The organism is Tenacibaculum ascidiaceicola (assembly GCF_047470925.1).
In the GTDB taxonomy this organism is placed as follows: Bacteria; Bacteroidota; Bacteroidia; order Flavobacteriales; family Flavobacteriaceae; genus Polaribacter; species Polaribacter discolor.
Genome location: NZ_JAZKJP010000011.1, coordinates 135,552 through 150,359 on the forward strand (window position 1 = coordinate 135,552; position 14,808 = coordinate 150,359).

Sequence of the window (14,808 nt, forward strand, 5' to 3'; positions counted from 1 at the left end):
AAAAACTTATTTAAACTTATTATAATTATATAGTTACTCCATCTTTTGTACTGTTTTTTTTGGTAAATTCGTACAGCAACAAAAAAATTACATATATGGCTTTTGATATTAACATGATAAAAGAGGTATACAATAAAGTAGTTGAACGAGTAGATGCTGCTCGTGAAATTACAGGTAAACCTTTAACATTAGCAGAGAAAATTTTATACACACACCTTTGGGACGGAAATCCAACGAAAGCATTCGAAAGAGGAAAGGATTATGTTGATTTTGCCCCAGACCGTATTGCTTGTCAAGATGCAACAGCACAAATGGCGTTGTTACAATTTATGCAAGCAGGAAAAGATAAAGTAGCAGTACCAACAACGGTACATTGCGACCACTTAATTCAGGCAAAAGATGGAGCAGCTACCGATTTAAAACACGCAAACGATGTAAGTAGTGAGGTTTTTGATTTTTTAGAGTCTGTATCTAATAAATACGGTATTGGCTTCTGGAAACCTGGAGCAGGAATTATTCACCAAGTGGTATTAGAAAATTATGCATTTCCAGGAGGAATGATGATTGGTACTGATTCTCATACAGTAAACGCTGGAGGGTTAGGAATGGTTGCTATTGGTGTAGGTGGAGCTGATGCAGTAGATGTAATGGCAGGAATGCCTTGGGAATTGAAATTTCCTAAATTAATAGGTGTAAAATTAACAGGTAAATTATCTGGTTGGACAGCACCTAAAGATGTGATTTTAAAAGTAGCAGAAATTCTAACAGTAAAAGGAGGAACAGGAGCTATTGTTGAATATTTTGGACCTGGAGCAACAGCTATGTCTTGTACAGGTAAAGGAACTATTTGTAACATGGGAGCAGAGATTGGAGCTACAACCTCTACTTTCGGTTACGATGAGTCTATGGAACGTTATTTACGTGCTACAGATAGAAATGATGTGGCAGATGCAGCAAATGAAATTAAAGAATACTTAACTGCAGATGTTGAAGTATACGCAAACCCTGAACAATATTTTGACCAAGTAATTGAAATCAATTTATCAGAATTAGGCCCATTATTAAATGGACCTTTTACTCCTGATTTATCTACTTCAGTAGGAAAAGAAATGACAGAGAAGGCTCAAGCAAATGATTGGCCATTACAAGTAGAATGGGGGCTAATAGGCTCTTGTACAAACTCTTCTTACGAAGATTTATCACGTGCAGCTTCTATTGCACAACAAGCTATAGATAAAGGATTGAAAACAAAAGCAGAGTTTGGTATTAATCCAGGATCTGAGCAAGTACGCTTTACAGCTGAAAGAGATGGAATACTACAAGTCTTTGAAAATTTAGATGCTAAAATATTTACTAACGCATGCGGGCCATGTATTGGACAATGGGCTAGATATAGTGATCCAAAAAATGCGCCAAAAAATAGTATTGTTCACTCTTTCAATCGAAATTTTGCTAAAAGAGCAGATGGTAACCCAAATACACATGCTTTCGTAGCTTCACCAGAATTAACAGCAGCAATTGCAATTTCTGGACGTCTAGATTTTAACCCAATGACAGATTCATTAATTAATGAAAATGGAGAAGAGGTAATGTTTGATGAGCCAACAGGATGGGAATTACCTCCAAAAGGTTTTGAGGTTAAAGATAATGGGTACTTGGCGCCAGAGAAAGATGGAAGCCATGTAGAAATAGTTGTAAATCCCAATTCAGAACGATTAGAACTGTTAACTCCATTCACTCCGTTGGGAGATACTATAAAAGGAGCTAAATTATTAATCAAAGCTCACGGAAAGTGTACAACTGACCATATATCTATGGCAGGACCTTGGTTACGTTATCGTGGACACTTAGATAATATTTCTAACAATATGTTAATTGGAGCTGTAAATGCTTTTAACATGAAGACAAACTTCGTGAAAAACCAATTAACAGGAGAGTATGATGCAGTACCTAAAGTACAGCGTGAGTATAAAGCAAAAGGAATTAAAACAATTGTAGTAGGAGATCATAACTATGGTGAGGGTTCTTCTCGTGAACATGCAGCAATGGAACCACGTCATTTAGGAGTGGCAGCTGTGTTAGTAAAATCATTTGCACGTATTCATGAAACAAACTTGAAAAAACAAGGGATGTTAGGTTTAACATTTGATAATGAAGCAGATTACGATTTAATTCAAGAGGACGATACATTCAACTTCTTAGATTTAAATGAATTTGCACCAGGAAAACCGTTAACAATTGAAGTGGTTCATGCAGATGGTTCAAAAGATGTTATTGTTACAAATCATACCTATAATGAAGGACAAATTGAATGGTATAAAGAAGGTTCAGCTTTAAATTTAATTAAAAAACAAAATGCTTAACAAAATAGTGTTTTTAAATATTAATGGCATAAAGGCTCTGGGGTTTTCCAGAGCTTTTTTTGTAATGCACTTTAAGTTTTTTCGACTTAAGGCTTAAAAGTAAAAACTATGAGTGCACTTTGGTACTTTGAGGATGTCAACCTGTTTAAAATATTATGCCCCCATAAATATCCTATTTTCAAGGAAAGTCATACACTTAATAAATATAAAAAGAAAGATTATATTTATTTTGAAGAAGATGCTGCAAATAAAATTTATTTAATAGATAAAGGAAAAGTAAAAATAGGATACTATACGGAAGATGGAGAAGAAGTAATCAAAGCAATTTTAACTAAAGGAGAGATATTTGGTGAAAAAGCCATTTTAGGAGTTGAAAGACGAAATGAATTTGCTCAGTCTATAGATAATACAACAGAAATTTGCCCTGTATCTAGAGAAACTATGTATTCCTTGATGAGAGAAAATGTATCTGTAAGTTTAAAAATTTATAAATTCATAGGATTACGAATAAAAAGGTTAGAAAGAAGACTTCAATTATTACTATTTAAAGATACACGCACTCGTTTATTAGAGTTTTTTAAAGAATTATGTGAAGAGTATGGGCATGAATGTGAAAAGACAGGAGATCAAGTAATAGAACATCCATACACACAAAAAGATATTGCAACTTTAATAGGAACTTCAAGACCAACATTAAATACCTTAATGAACGAGTTAAAACAAGAAAAAGTTATTGATTTTAACAGAAAAAAAATACGATTACTTAAAAAAGTAGCATAAGTGTAAGCTAGCTAACATTTTAATAGAAAACGTGCAAGTAACTTTGTTTTTGTATAAATTCAAAATTACAAAAACAATGAAAAAAATACTTTTAACACTAGCAGCAGTAAGTGCCCTAACTTTTGTTGCTTGTAGCGATGACGATGACAATACACCAAAAACATCAAACTTAAGCTTAAATGTTAGTGGTTTAGAAAACCTAGGAGCAAATTATGTATATGAAGGTTGGATAATTGTTGGAGGTTCGCCAGTATCAACAGGAGTTTTTAATGTAAGTGATTCAGGAGAATTATCTAAGAGTTCTTTTGTAGTAGATTCTGATATGCTATCAGCAGCATCTACCTTTGTTTTAACCATTGAACCAGCAAACGATCCAGACCCATCGCCATCAAGTACTAAAATTTTAGCAGGAGATTTTTCAGGTAATAGTGCTTCTATAAACTCTAATATTGTTGGAGATTTTAGTAGTTCTTGGGGGAAATTTATTTTAGCAACACCAACAGATGGAGAAAACACAAACGAAAGAAGTGGTGTTTGGTTTTTAGAACCAGGAATGCCACCACAAGTAGGTTTAGGGTTACCAGAACTTGATGAAGGATGGAAATATGAAGGATGGGCTGTGATAAATGGAGTACCAGTTACTACAGGTAAATTTACAAAACTTGCTGCAACAGATGAGTTTGATGGCTTTAGTGGTCCTATGGATTTACCAGCACCAAATGGAGCTGATGGATTTTTTCCAGGAGAAGATTTCTTAGTAAATGCTCCAGACGGAGTAACTTTTCCAACTGATTTAAGAGGTTCAACTATTGTAATTACAGTAGAGCCAAACCCAGACAATAGCCCAGCACCTTTTACTTTTAAACCATTAGCTAAAAAAGTAGCTGATGATGCTCAAGACCATGTAGCTATAGATTTAGGAGCTGGACCATTGGTAACTATTACAGGAACCGTTTCAAGATAACAGAAAACAGTGTTATAGCGTTTAAAATTTAATTAATACGCTTAATTCCCCTTATATTTTAAGAGTAATCAATTATTTTTGGTTACTCTTATTTTATATAAAACTATTTTATGAAAGACTTTTTAAATAATATATCTCAAAAACCATTACATGTAGTTGATACGAGTATACCTTTTAGCGAATATATTCCAATTTCAATAGCAGCATCTAACAAAGAATTAAGCTTTGATGTTTCTTCATCAAAAGAATGGGAGGCTTATTTAGAAAATTATTTTTCAAAACATAAAAAAACAGTTGCTTTTGGGGGGTATTTGGAAGTAAGAGATATTTATAGTAGAAGTGAGCATTTTAATAAATTATCAGAAGAAAACCAACGAAATATTCATTTGGGAATTGATTTGTGGTGTGATGCAGGTACAGACATTTTAGCTGTATTAGATGGGGAAATTCATAGCTTTAAAAACAATTTAAATTATGGAGATTATGGGCCAACGATTATTGTAAAACATTCAATAGAAGGAAATGAGTTTTATTCATTATATGGTCATTTATCATTAGAATCTTTAGAAAACATATCCGTTGGAACAAAGGTAAAAAAAGGAGAGAAGATAGGAACTTTAGGAGATAGTTCTGTAAACGGAGATTACGCTCCTCATTTACATTTTCAGTTAATAATAGATATTGAAGATTATAAAGGAGATTACCCTGGAGTTTCTTCAAAAAAGAACCTAGATTATTATAAGGAAAATTGCCCCAACCCCAATTTATTACTAAAATTGCCAAATGAAACGAACATTAATAAATTTTAAAAATTTCTATATAAAAGATTTTCTTTAAAATTTTTAATGAGAGAACGGGTGGAGCGAGTGGTTGCAAACGTTCTTAATTTTATTATAATAAATCAATTAATTAAAAAACTTAAAACGTTTGAAATATAGACAACTTACAAAAGAACAGTTTGAAGGATTACATGAAGAATTTACTCGATTTTTAGCATCACAAAACATTGATAAAAAAGAATGGGATGAACTAAAAAAAGAGAAACCACATGTAGCTGAAGATGAAATGAATGTATTTAGCGATGTTGTTTGGGATGATGTATTAACTAAAACAACGTATTTAGAACATTTTTCTCCAAACTTAGTAAACCTATTCAAATGCGAAGAAAAAGAAATACATCGTATTGTAATAAAAATAGAAAAAGACATTAATGTTTTAGAGCAAGAAGGGTTTGAATGGCTACTAAAAAATCCAAATGATGAAGCAATTGAGTTTTTAAGAGGCTCAAAAGCATATCAAGAAGAAAGAAATGTTGAACTTTTTGATTTGATTGAAAAAGGAAGCACAATTTCTAAAGGAGAATTGTATGAGTATTTTGACCGATTAACATCAAATTCATAAAACTTGATACTAAACTTATTTTAGTATAGTAATTAATTTATCAGTACCAGAACTAGCAACGTCTTCAATAATAGTTAAGTTATTGAAGGCGTTTTTATTTACAGCAGGTTTAGGATCTATAAAATAAATAGGAGTATTATGCTGTACATAATTAACCAAACTAGCAGCAGGATATACTTGCATAGAAGTTCCTATAATTACTAAAATATCTGCTTGTAAAGTAATTTCTGCAGCTTTTTCCAAAAGAGGAACATCTTCACCAAACCAAACAATGTGTGGGCGTAATTGAGCATTTTCTTCGCATACATCACCTATAGCAATATCTTTATTCCAATTATAAACAAGATGTTTGTTTTTGGTACTACGAGCTTTTAATAGTTCGCCATGTAGATGTATTACATTTTTGTTTCCTGCTCTTTCGTGTAAATCATCTACGTTTTGAGTAATAATATCAACTTCAAAATCATTCTCTAAAGAAACTAAATTGTGATGTGCTTTATTAGGAGAAACTTTTAAAAGTTGTCTTCTACGTTGATTGTAAAAGTCTAATACCAATTCAGGATTAGCATGAAACCCTTGTGGAGAAGCCACTTCATAAATATCGTGACCTTCCCATAAGCCATCGGCATCTCTAAAAGTTTTAATACCACTTTCAGCACTAATACCAGCACCTGTTAATACAACCAAACGTTTTTTCATAGATAAAATTGAGAAATTAATGATTCTAAAATATGAACTATGCTATTAAAAAAAGCATTTCTTTTTCGTTACAAGTTTAAGAAAATAAATAAGAGATTATTGTTTAGTGATTAAAAAATAGGAAAGTTTGCTTTGTATGTAGCATAATTAATTAAAGTTTGTTGACCTGTTTAAGAAGTTTTTTCTGTATAGATAAACTTATTTAACTTTAATCTATCTTTTTATGTTAGAATCCCTTTAAAACAGATAGTTTTCTACCACTTAAGTAAACTACAGATGAAAACAGCTTCAGTTATCCAAAGAATTTAGTAACTTTATCTGTAGTCATAAGAGTGTTTTATAAACTAAAGAAGCTCTTTTAGTATTATGAGAAGGAATAACATAAACTAGTAAATATGAAATCATTTATAAAATTAACAATGCTATTATCAATTATAGTTGTTGCGTTTAATTGTTGTACAACAACTCAATTAGTTGAGTATTGGAAGAACCCAGAAATTGATTCACTCTCATTATCTAAAGTATTAATCATTGGTATGACTCCAAATTTAGAGGCTAGAGATAAGTTTGAAGAATTGTTAAAAAAGGAGTTAGAATCTAGAAACATTGATGCAGTGCCAAGTTTAGATATTTTTGAGCCAAAATTTAGAATGGAAGGGAAAACAGAAGAAGAATTAAAACTTATAGAAAATGTTTTAACAGCAAACTTTTATGATGCAGTAATTTATACTAAGGTGGTAGGTGTAGAAGATAGAAAAATATTCTCAGAAAAATATAAAGAAAAAAAATACCTAGATGTAAAGTTTAAGGAAGATTATTATAATCACCGAGAAATTCTAGAAGACCCAAATTATTATGAAAAGTATAAAATATACAAAGCTGAAACCTCTTTATATTGTATTTGTCCAACAAAAGAACGAGAGTTAATTTGGAAAGGATATATAGATATTATTGATCCTAAGTCTATAGAAGAAACTGTAAATGATTACGTTAATTTATTGGTTCTAGCATTAGAAGAGCAAAAACTTATTAATAAAAAAGAAATTTAGCTTTCTCTTCTTTATTTAAGGTCATATTAATTAATAATCCAACACAACTAAGATTTATAGTTTACTTGTTATTTTAATTTAGTTGTGTATAGAGTTAACTACATTTATTAAAAAAGAACGAGTTGTTTAAGCATAAGATAAAATAGGAAAATTTACTATGTTTGTCGTATGATTGATGAAGGATTATTAGCCTATTTAGAAGGTTACATTACTGAAAAAAGGAAAGATACATTTCACAAAGTTTTGAATGAAAGAACACGTCATTTTACAGTAGTGTTAGAAGATATTTATCAGCCACATAATGCAAGCGCAGTGGTAAGAAGTTGTGATATATTTGGTATACAAGATGTATATGCCATAGAAAATAAGTTTACGAACAAAGTATCAAGACATGTAGCCAAAGGAAGTCAAAAATGGTTAGACATTCACCGATATAAAGAAGACGGAGACAATACCAAAGCTTGTTTGGAAGATTTACGAGCAAAAGGGTATCAAATTATAGGTACCACGCCACATACTGATTCGTGTATATTACCTGATTTTGATGTCACAAAAAAATCAGCATTTGTTTTTGGTGCTGAAAAAGATGGAATTTCGGATTACATAAAACAAGAAGCAGATGGATTTTTAAAAATTCCAATGGTTGGTTTTACCGAAAGCTTAAATATCTCAGTAGCAGCAGCAATCACACTACAAGATGTAACTACCCGATTAAAAAGAACAAATTTAGATTGGCAACTATCAGAAGAAGAAAAGAATGTATTGTATTTTAAATGGATAAAAAACACCATTAAAAACCCAGAGAAATTAATAGAATACTATTATAAAGAGCTTACTTAGAAGTCAATATTTTATATACTAACTCTTTGGTTAACGGTTGTCCGTTAGCCATTTTTTTGATGTTTTCAAAAGTAAACACAAAGTCACAACCGTTTTTATACTCAGAACATCCGTAGGCAGACTTTCCTTTTAAAACGCTTCCTTTGTTACACTTTGGACAAGTTATTTTTTCATTGTCATTACGAGGAGTTTGCGACGAAGTAATCTTTTCATTTGTAACAACTCCTTTTTTTGGTTCAAATTTTAAATTAAAATTATCATCAAAACGAACCAAACCTTCTACTTTTTTATCTTCTTGTTTAAAGCCTTTTAAATTGGTGGTACAACCTTTGTCAAGCAAACGAATTAGTTGGTTTTCAGATATTTTTTTATCCATAAACTCAAAAGCTAAGGTAAAATCACACCCATTTTTATAGGCAGAACAACCATAAGCAGCACTTCCTTTTAATAATTGTCCTTTCTTACATTTCGGACATTCTTTGCCAACAACGGTTTTCTTTTTTGAAGTTGCTTTTTTAGGTTTCTGTTTTGTTTTTTGAGCTTCATATGATATCCGTTTGGTCTTGTTACTCGAACGCACTTCATATACCAAATCATCAACCATTTTTTTCATTTGATTGATAAATGTAGCAGCATGGTATTCACCACGTTCAATTTCCTTCAAACGTTTTTCCCAGAGTCCTGTTAATTCAGCAGATTTTAAAAGTTCGTTGTCAATTAAATCAATCAAGTCTATACCTGTTTGAGTAGGAATAATTAATTTTTTTTGACGCTCAATGTATTTTCTTCTAAACAAGGTTTCAATAATACTTGCACGTGTAGATGGTCGTCCAATACCATTTTCTTTCATTAATTCACGCATTTCATCATCATCTACTTGCTTCCCTGCAGTTTCCATGGCACGTAATAAGCTCGCTTCGGTATAATTTCTAGGAGGCTTTGTTTCCTTTTCTAAAAATGAAGGTTCGTGCGGACCTTTTTCTCCCTTTTCAAAGGTAGGAAGTACATCTTTTTCTTCTGTTTTTTTAGTATCGCTTCCGTATTCAAAAACAGCTCGCCAACCTTTGGTAAGTATTTCTTTTCCTGAAGTTCTAAAAGGAACTTTATCTGCTTCTCCTTTAACTTCAGTTTTAGAGATATCACTATCGGGATAAAACACGGCAATAAATCGTTTTACGATGATATCATATACTTGTTGCTGATTGTACTGTAAGTTTATCTCTACTCCTGTAGGAATAATCGCATGGTGATCGGTAACTTTTTTATCGTTAAAAACTTTACTCGATTTACGTATTTTCTTTCCTAATAAAGGTTGTGTTAATGAAGCATACTGCTTTAATCCCTTTAAAATATTAGGAACTTTAGGATAAATATCGTTCGGTAAAAAAGTAGTATCTACTCTAGGATAGGTAACTACTTTCATTTCATATAATTTTTGAACAATTTTTAAGGTTTCATCCGCAGAAAAACCAAATTTATTGTTACAATATACCTGTAAGCCTGTTAAATCGAAAAGTTTAGGAGCGTATTCTTTCCCTTTTTTCTTAGTAACGGAAGTTATTTCAAAATCACTTTCTTTTACTTTATCCGCAAAAGCTTGTCCATCTTCTTTTTTTAGAAAACGACCTTCTTCACAACTAAACAGTGTTTCACGATATTGGGTTTGTAATTCCCAATACGGTTCAGGTTTAAAGTTTTGAATTTCTTTATAACGATCAACCAACATAGCTAGGGTAGGAGTTTGTACTCTACCAATAGATAATACTTGTTTGTAGCCACCAAATTTTACAGTGTACAAACGGGTAGCATTTAAACCTAATAGCCAATCACCAATAGCACGAGAAAATCCCGCGTAATATAAATTATTGTAATCGTCGTTGTCTTTTAGGTTTTCAAAACCTTCTTTTATAGCTTCTTCGGTTAAGGAAGAAATCCATAATCGTTGAATTTTACCCTTGTAATTTGCTTGATTAATAACCCAACGTTGAATAAGTTCTCCTTCTTGCCCAGCATCCCCGCAGTTAATAACCACGTCGGCTTTTTCAAATAAAGATTTAACAATATTGAACTGTTTCTGAATTCCACTATCGTTGGTTACTTTAGTATCAAAGCGCTCAGGAAGCATGGGTAAATTGTTCAAATCCCAACTTTTCCAGTGTGGTTTATAGTCTTTAGGCTCTAAAAGTGTGCATAAATGACCGAATGTATAGGTAACAGCATAACCATTACCTTCGAAATATCCATCTCGTTTGGTATTGGCTCCTAAGATATTAGCAATCTCACGGGCTACACTAGGTTTCTCGGCGATACAAACTTTCATAAAAATGATTTAGAAGGTCGAAATTACTAAATTATTTGTGAATGTTAAACGATGTTCTTAGATGAAGTTTTAACAACCGTAATTAATTATGAATTAATAAAAGTTAGGTTACTTTTATAGTTTTCACCGATAGGGATTTCAATTTTCCCTATCTCAATATCATTTTTAGTATATGCAGTAATTTTATCAATATTAACAATATATGAGCGATGTATCCTTATGAATCGTTGATCTAATTTTTCTTCAAAAGCAGTTATACTAGATTTGGTAACATGTTTTTCTTTTTCTAAATGTATTTTAATGTAGTCTTTTAGACTTTCTATATATAAAATTGAATCTAAATGTACTTTTACTTGTTTTCTGTCTTTTCTGATATAAATAAAAGAGTTGTTGTTATGATTAGAAACTATTAAAGGGTTGACAATGTTTTCTTTTTGTGAAACTTTAAATTTTTGTATGGCACTAAAAAAGCGTTGAAAAGTTATAGGCTTTAAAATATAATCGACTGCATTTAATTCAAATCCTTCAACAGCATAATCTCTATAGGCTGTGGTAAAAATAACTTTGGGTTTGTTTACTAAGTTTTTAAAAAAATCAGTACCCTTTAAAACGGGCATTTCAATATCTAAAAACAATAAATCGATAGTTTCTTTTTGAAGTATGTTACTAGCTTCAATAGCGCTACTGCAAGAAGCAATTAGCTCAAAATCATCTAATTGAGATAAATGTGTTTTTATAAGACCTCTAGCTAATTTTTCATCATCAACTATTAAACATTTGTATGTCATTTTATAGGTAATTTTAAATACAAGTTAAAACTATTAGAATCTTCCTTAATATGTAAAGAATAGTTATTATGGTATAATAATTCCAATTGCTTTTTTACGTTGTTTAAGCCAATACTTTTTTTATTTGTAGCTATACTATTTTTTGCCTTTGAATTCATAATATTGAACTTTATAAATTCTTCTTCGACAGACATATTTATATGTATAAAAGCTTTTTTTAATTCTTGAGAAACCCCGTGCTTAAAGGCATTTTCTATAAATGTCAGGAGGATTAAAGGAGCAATTTTAACATCGGTTTTTATTTCCTTATCAAACTTAATATCCACACGCTCATCATACCTAACTTTTTCTAAAGCGAGATAGTTTTCTATTAGTTCAATTTCTTTTTTTAGCGAAACGTATTTGTCATTACATCCATACAACATATAGTCTAACATTTCCGAGAGCTTAGCAATCACCTCAGGAGCTTCGTCAGACTTTTCTATAGATAAGGCATATAAGTTATTTAAAGTATTGAATAAAAAATGCGGATTTAATTGATGTTTTAAAACAGATAGTTCTGTATACATTTTTTGCTCATTAAGTTGTAAGTAGGCTTGTTGGTCTTTGTAAAACTTAGCTATAACTAATAATATAGTGGGAGTTAAGATTATTGTTGATTTTCCTAAAAATACTCGAAGATCTAATAGCTTTTCCCAAAACATTTTATTAGAATCATATACACTGTTATTACTAGACTTAAAATATTTTGGAATGTGATAATATTCGTGAAACCCAACAAAAATTATAAACACACCAACTAATAAAAGTAAAAGGTATATTGTAAATAGAATATTTTTTTTAGGGATTAAAAACTTAGGAACTAAAAAATTAAGACAAGCATAAGCTACTATAAACTGACAAAAAACATAAATAGCAAAATGTTCTAAAACTTCAAGATACCCGCTATAATAATTCATATTTACAGTGCCAATAAAATAGACGTACACTCCCAACCAAAACAAAATCTGTTTTACTATAGGAGCCTTAAAAAATCGTACTATGTTTTTTAAAATATGCATGTGCGCGCTAAAATACAATTTTAAAGAAGAGATAAATTAAAAATAGCTTAAAGCTAATTTTTTGTAGCTAGAAATAAAGAAATGATAGACTAAGCTTAGTTTCTTCCAAACATAACTTTCCAACTTTAAAAGCAACTCGTTAGTCTACTTTTTAAAAAGTAGGCATATCTCCATAATAGTTTTGTTTACTAAATGTGCTTAAAGATGATAGCACTTTGTTAATTTTTAATTTAAGTAAATGAAGAAAGTTGTATTTTTTTTAATGTTATTTTTTGAGGTGTTTTATATTCAGGCTCAATCTAAGGTAGAAACAAGTAAAATAATTTTCAGTGATAGTGATATTCAATTAGATGGAAAATTAGATGAACCTATATGGAACAAATTAATTCCCGAAGGAGAATTTCTTAACTATATACCTAATAATGGAGATCTAGCTTCTAATGAAACAGAGGTGAAAATGTTTCATAATGGAAAAAAACTATACATAAGTGCTGTGTATCAGGATATAACTAATGATGTTCAAATAGGGTCTTTAAAAAGGGATGATATTGGAACTTCTGGAGCTGATAGCGATTCTTTTGCTATAATTCTTGATACATATAACCAGCAACAATCAGGTTATTTTTTTATTGTTAATATGGGAGGTGCTTTGGTAGACGCATTAGTATCCAGAAATGGAGATGGTTTTAAAGTAAGCACTAGTTGGAATACTGTTTGGAATGCAAAAACTTCAGTAAAAGGAAATTTAAAAATATTTGAAATAGAAATTCCCTTAAAAGCACTAGGTTACAAGGTTGACTCTGCTGAATGGGGAGTAATGTTTCATACAAGAAACATTAAATTAAATGAGTGGACAACTAGCACTTTAATAGATCGTAATTATAAACAATTCGATTTACGATTTGCCAAAGTGTTCGAAGTAGAAAAATTATCAAAGAATAAGCCATCGAAATTCGTTGTAACCCCATCTGTAACAATGAACTATTCGGAAGATGTAATCAATGATGTTGAAGATACCATGGTAAAACCAAGTTTAGATATACAGTTTAATATAAGTTCTTCTTTAAAGTTAGATGCTACTATAAATCCTGATTTCTCGCAAATAGATGTAGATAGGCAAGTAACAAACTTAAGTAGGTTCTCTATATTTTTTCCTGAACGACGTAACTTCTTTTTAGAAAATAGTGATTTGTTTACGAGTTTAGGGGTAAGTGGAGTAAACCCTTTTTACTCTAGGCGTATTGGTGCGGATAGCGAAATATCTTTTGGATTAAAATTATCTGGAAATATTACTAAAAAAACACGATTAGGAATACTTAATGTCGCTACAAAAGCCAAAAACGATAATCCTGCTCAGAATTATGGAGTATTTGTAGTACAACAACAACTTTCTAAACTTTTCACAGCAACAGGGTACCTCATTAATAGACAAGAAACAGAGGGCTTTTCTTTTATGGATGATTATAATAGAATTACTGGAGTTAACTTAAACTATCAATCAAAAAACAATAGATGGACTGGACTTGCAAATTTTGCAGGTAGTTTAACAAGTAATGTTTCAGGAAATAATAAATTTTATAACACAGAAGTTTGGTACAATAATATAAATGTCTCTGGTTATGCCGGAATAAGAAAAGTTGAAAAAAATTATATTACAGATGTTGGTTTTGTACCACGTTTATATAACCATGACGCTATTTTAAATGAAGTTATACGTGAAGGATATACTCAGACAAGTGGTCGTATTAGTTTAACCAAATTTTATAAAAATTCTAAAACCTTCGATAATCATCGTTATTTGAACTTATCTAATGATACCTATTGGGATGATCAAGGAGATGTTAGTCAGTCAACTACAGTGTTAAATAATGATTTAGTATTTAAAGATCAATCGTTTTTGTATGGTGGATTTCGTCATGAATATGTAAACCTAAAATATGCATTTGACCCTTTAAATAACGGAAAAGCTATAACAGCAGGAAAGTATAAGTATTTCGATGCAGGTTTTGGGTATGCTTCAGCCGATAATAAAAAGTTTCAATACAGCGGTAATATTAGTTATGGGAGTTATTACAGTGGTTATAAAAACGGTGTTAGCGTAAATGCTCAATATAGATTAATGCCCTTAGCACGTTTGCAAGTTCGATATGAAAGAAATAGAATAAATTTAAAAGAACTAGGAAGAGAAACCTTTCATTTAGCACGTTTTACAGGAGAAATATTTTTTTCTAATCGATTAAATTGGACTACTTATGTGCAGTACAATACTCAGTTTGATAACTTTAATATCAATAGTCGTTTACAATGGGAATATAAACCGCTATCGTACATATATGTAGTTGTTTCGGATAATTATAATCAAGATATATCACGTAAAAACTGGGGGATAGCTCTAAAAGCAAACTATAGATTCGATTTTTAAGAAGATATAGAAGGAATTAGTAAAATTCAATTGAAAATATGTTTATAATTTAATGCAAACAAAGGTTAGGAGGTTTATTTTTTTATTATTTTTAATTATGTAGAAATAATCATTTATAAGA

The 14,808-nt window shown here is 30.8% G+C and carries 12 protein-coding genes; 8 read left to right on the plus strand and 4 right to left on the minus strand.

The features are described 5' to 3' along the window. Positions 1 to 95 precede the first annotated feature (95 nt). From VBY68_RS11875 to VBY68_RS11895, 5 genes are all read left to right on the plus strand, one after another. The gene (locus VBY68_RS11875; protein WP_121147364.1) at positions 96 to 2,363 is read left to right on the plus strand and encodes an aconitate hydratase; all 2,268 of its coding nucleotides are present in this window, start codon (positions 96 to 98) and stop codon (positions 2,361 to 2,363) included. 108 nt (positions 2,364 to 2,471) lie between these two features. Next, the gene (locus VBY68_RS11880; protein ID WP_099216635.1) at positions 2,472 to 3,143 is read left to right on the plus strand and encodes a Crp/Fnr family transcriptional regulator; all 672 of its coding nucleotides are present in this window, start codon (positions 2,472 to 2,474) and stop codon (positions 3,141 to 3,143) included. A 76-nt stretch (positions 3,144 to 3,219) separates the two neighbouring features. Continuing rightward, complete coding sequence (locus VBY68_RS11885) at positions 3,220 to 4,107, plus strand: anti-sigma factor (protein ID WP_124589839.1); 888 nt, start codon at positions 3,220 to 3,222, stop codon at positions 4,105 to 4,107. 110 nt (positions 4,108 to 4,217) lie between these two features. Further along, the gene (locus VBY68_RS11890; RefSeq protein WP_121147362.1) at positions 4,218 to 4,916 is read left to right on the plus strand and encodes a peptidoglycan DD-metalloendopeptidase family protein; all 699 of its coding nucleotides are present in this window, start codon (positions 4,218 to 4,220) and stop codon (positions 4,914 to 4,916) included. 118 nt (positions 4,917 to 5,034) lie between these two features. Continuing rightward, positions 5,035 to 5,508: a DUF6495 family protein gene (locus VBY68_RS11895; RefSeq protein ID WP_028892476.1), complete on the plus strand. Its 474-nt coding sequence runs from the start codon at positions 5,035 to 5,037 to the stop codon at positions 5,506 to 5,508. A gap of 15 nt (positions 5,509 to 5,523) precedes the next feature. On the opposite strand, the gene VBY68_RS11900 is transcribed toward VBY68_RS11895, so the two are convergent. Continuing rightward, positions 5,524 to 6,207: an SIR2 family NAD-dependent protein deacylase gene (locus VBY68_RS11900; RefSeq protein WP_099216639.1), complete on the minus strand. Its 684-nt coding sequence runs from the start codon at positions 6,205 to 6,207 to the stop codon at positions 5,524 to 5,526. A gap of 395 nt (positions 6,208 to 6,602) precedes the next feature. Here VBY68_RS11900 and VBY68_RS11905 point away from each other — a divergent pair, with 395 nt between their 5' ends. After that, the gene (locus VBY68_RS11905) at positions 6,603 to 7,256 is read left to right on the plus strand and encodes a hypothetical protein (RefSeq protein WP_124589833.1); all 654 of its coding nucleotides are present in this window, start codon (positions 6,603 to 6,605) and stop codon (positions 7,254 to 7,256) included. 168 nt (positions 7,257 to 7,424) lie between these two features. Beyond that, entirely contained in the window at positions 7,425 to 8,096 is a 672-nt protein-coding gene (locus VBY68_RS11910) for a TrmH family RNA methyltransferase (RefSeq protein ID WP_028892472.1), read from the plus strand. Here the strand turns inward: VBY68_RS11910 and VBY68_RS11915 are convergent. The 3 genes from VBY68_RS11915 to VBY68_RS11925 all read right to left on the minus strand — a co-directional run bounded on the left by VBY68_RS11915 (position 8,089) and on the right by VBY68_RS11925 (position 12,163). Next, entirely contained in the window at positions 8,089 to 10,416 is a 2,328-nt protein-coding gene (locus VBY68_RS11915) for a type IA DNA topoisomerase (protein ID WP_415269857.1), read from the minus strand. The two genes, VBY68_RS11910 and VBY68_RS11915, sit on opposite strands and share 8 nt — an antisense overlap. Before the next feature lie 86 nt (positions 10,417 to 10,502). Further along, positions 10,503 to 11,204, minus strand: coding sequence for a LytR/AlgR family response regulator transcription factor (locus tag VBY68_RS11920; protein WP_415269858.1), 702 nt, complete (start codon positions 11,202 to 11,204; stop codon positions 10,503 to 10,505). Next, the gene (locus tag VBY68_RS11925) at positions 11,201 to 12,163 is read right to left on the minus strand and encodes a sensor histidine kinase (RefSeq protein ID WP_415269859.1); all 963 of its coding nucleotides are present in this window, start codon (positions 12,161 to 12,163) and stop codon (positions 11,201 to 11,203) included. Before VBY68_RS11925 ends, VBY68_RS11920 begins: the two co-directional genes overlap by 4 nt. A gap of 340 nt (positions 12,164 to 12,503) precedes the next feature. Between VBY68_RS11925 and VBY68_RS11930 the strand changes: the two genes are divergently transcribed. After that, positions 12,504 to 14,687 carry a DUF5916 domain-containing protein gene (locus VBY68_RS11930; RefSeq protein WP_415269860.1) on the plus strand — a complete coding sequence of 728 codons (2,184 nt, stop codon included), beginning with the start codon at positions 12,504 to 12,506 and terminating at the stop codon, positions 14,685 to 14,687. Positions 14,688 to 14,808: the final 121 nt, after the last annotated feature.

Coding starts and splice junctions, on each gene's coding strand:
- VBY68_RS11890 (WP_121147362.1), top strand. CDS start 4,218: ATGAAAGACTTTTTAAATAATATATCTCAAAAACCATTACATGTAGTT.
- VBY68_RS11915 (WP_415269857.1), bottom strand. CDS start 10,416: ATGAAAGTTTGTATCGCCGAGAAACCTAGTGTAGCCCGTGAGATTGCT.
- VBY68_RS11930 (WP_415269860.1), top strand. CDS start 12,504: ATGAAGAAAGTTGTATTTTTTTTAATGTTATTTTTTGAGGTGTTTTAT.
- VBY68_RS11900 (WP_099216639.1), bottom strand. CDS start 6,207: ATGAAAAAACGTTTGGTTGTATTAACAGGTGCTGGTATTAGTGCTGAA.
- VBY68_RS11875 (WP_121147364.1), top strand. CDS start 96: ATGGCTTTTGATATTAACATGATAAAAGAGGTATACAATAAAGTAGTT.
- VBY68_RS11910 (WP_028892472.1), top strand. CDS start 7,425: ATGATTGATGAAGGATTATTAGCCTATTTAGAAGGTTACATTACTGAA.
- VBY68_RS11920 (WP_415269858.1), bottom strand. CDS start 11,204: ATGACATACAAATGTTTAATAGTTGATGATGAAAAATTAGCTAGAGGT.
- VBY68_RS11925 (WP_415269859.1), bottom strand. CDS start 12,163: ATGAATTATTATAGCGGGTATCTTGAAGTTTTAGAACATTTTGCTATT.
- VBY68_RS11880 (WP_099216635.1), top strand. CDS start 2,472: ATGAGTGCACTTTGGTACTTTGAGGATGTCAACCTGTTTAAAATATTA.
- VBY68_RS11905 (WP_124589833.1), top strand. CDS start 6,603: ATGAAATCATTTATAAAATTAACAATGCTATTATCAATTATAGTTGTT.
- VBY68_RS11885 (WP_124589839.1), top strand. CDS start 3,220: ATGAAAAAAATACTTTTAACACTAGCAGCAGTAAGTGCCCTAACTTTT.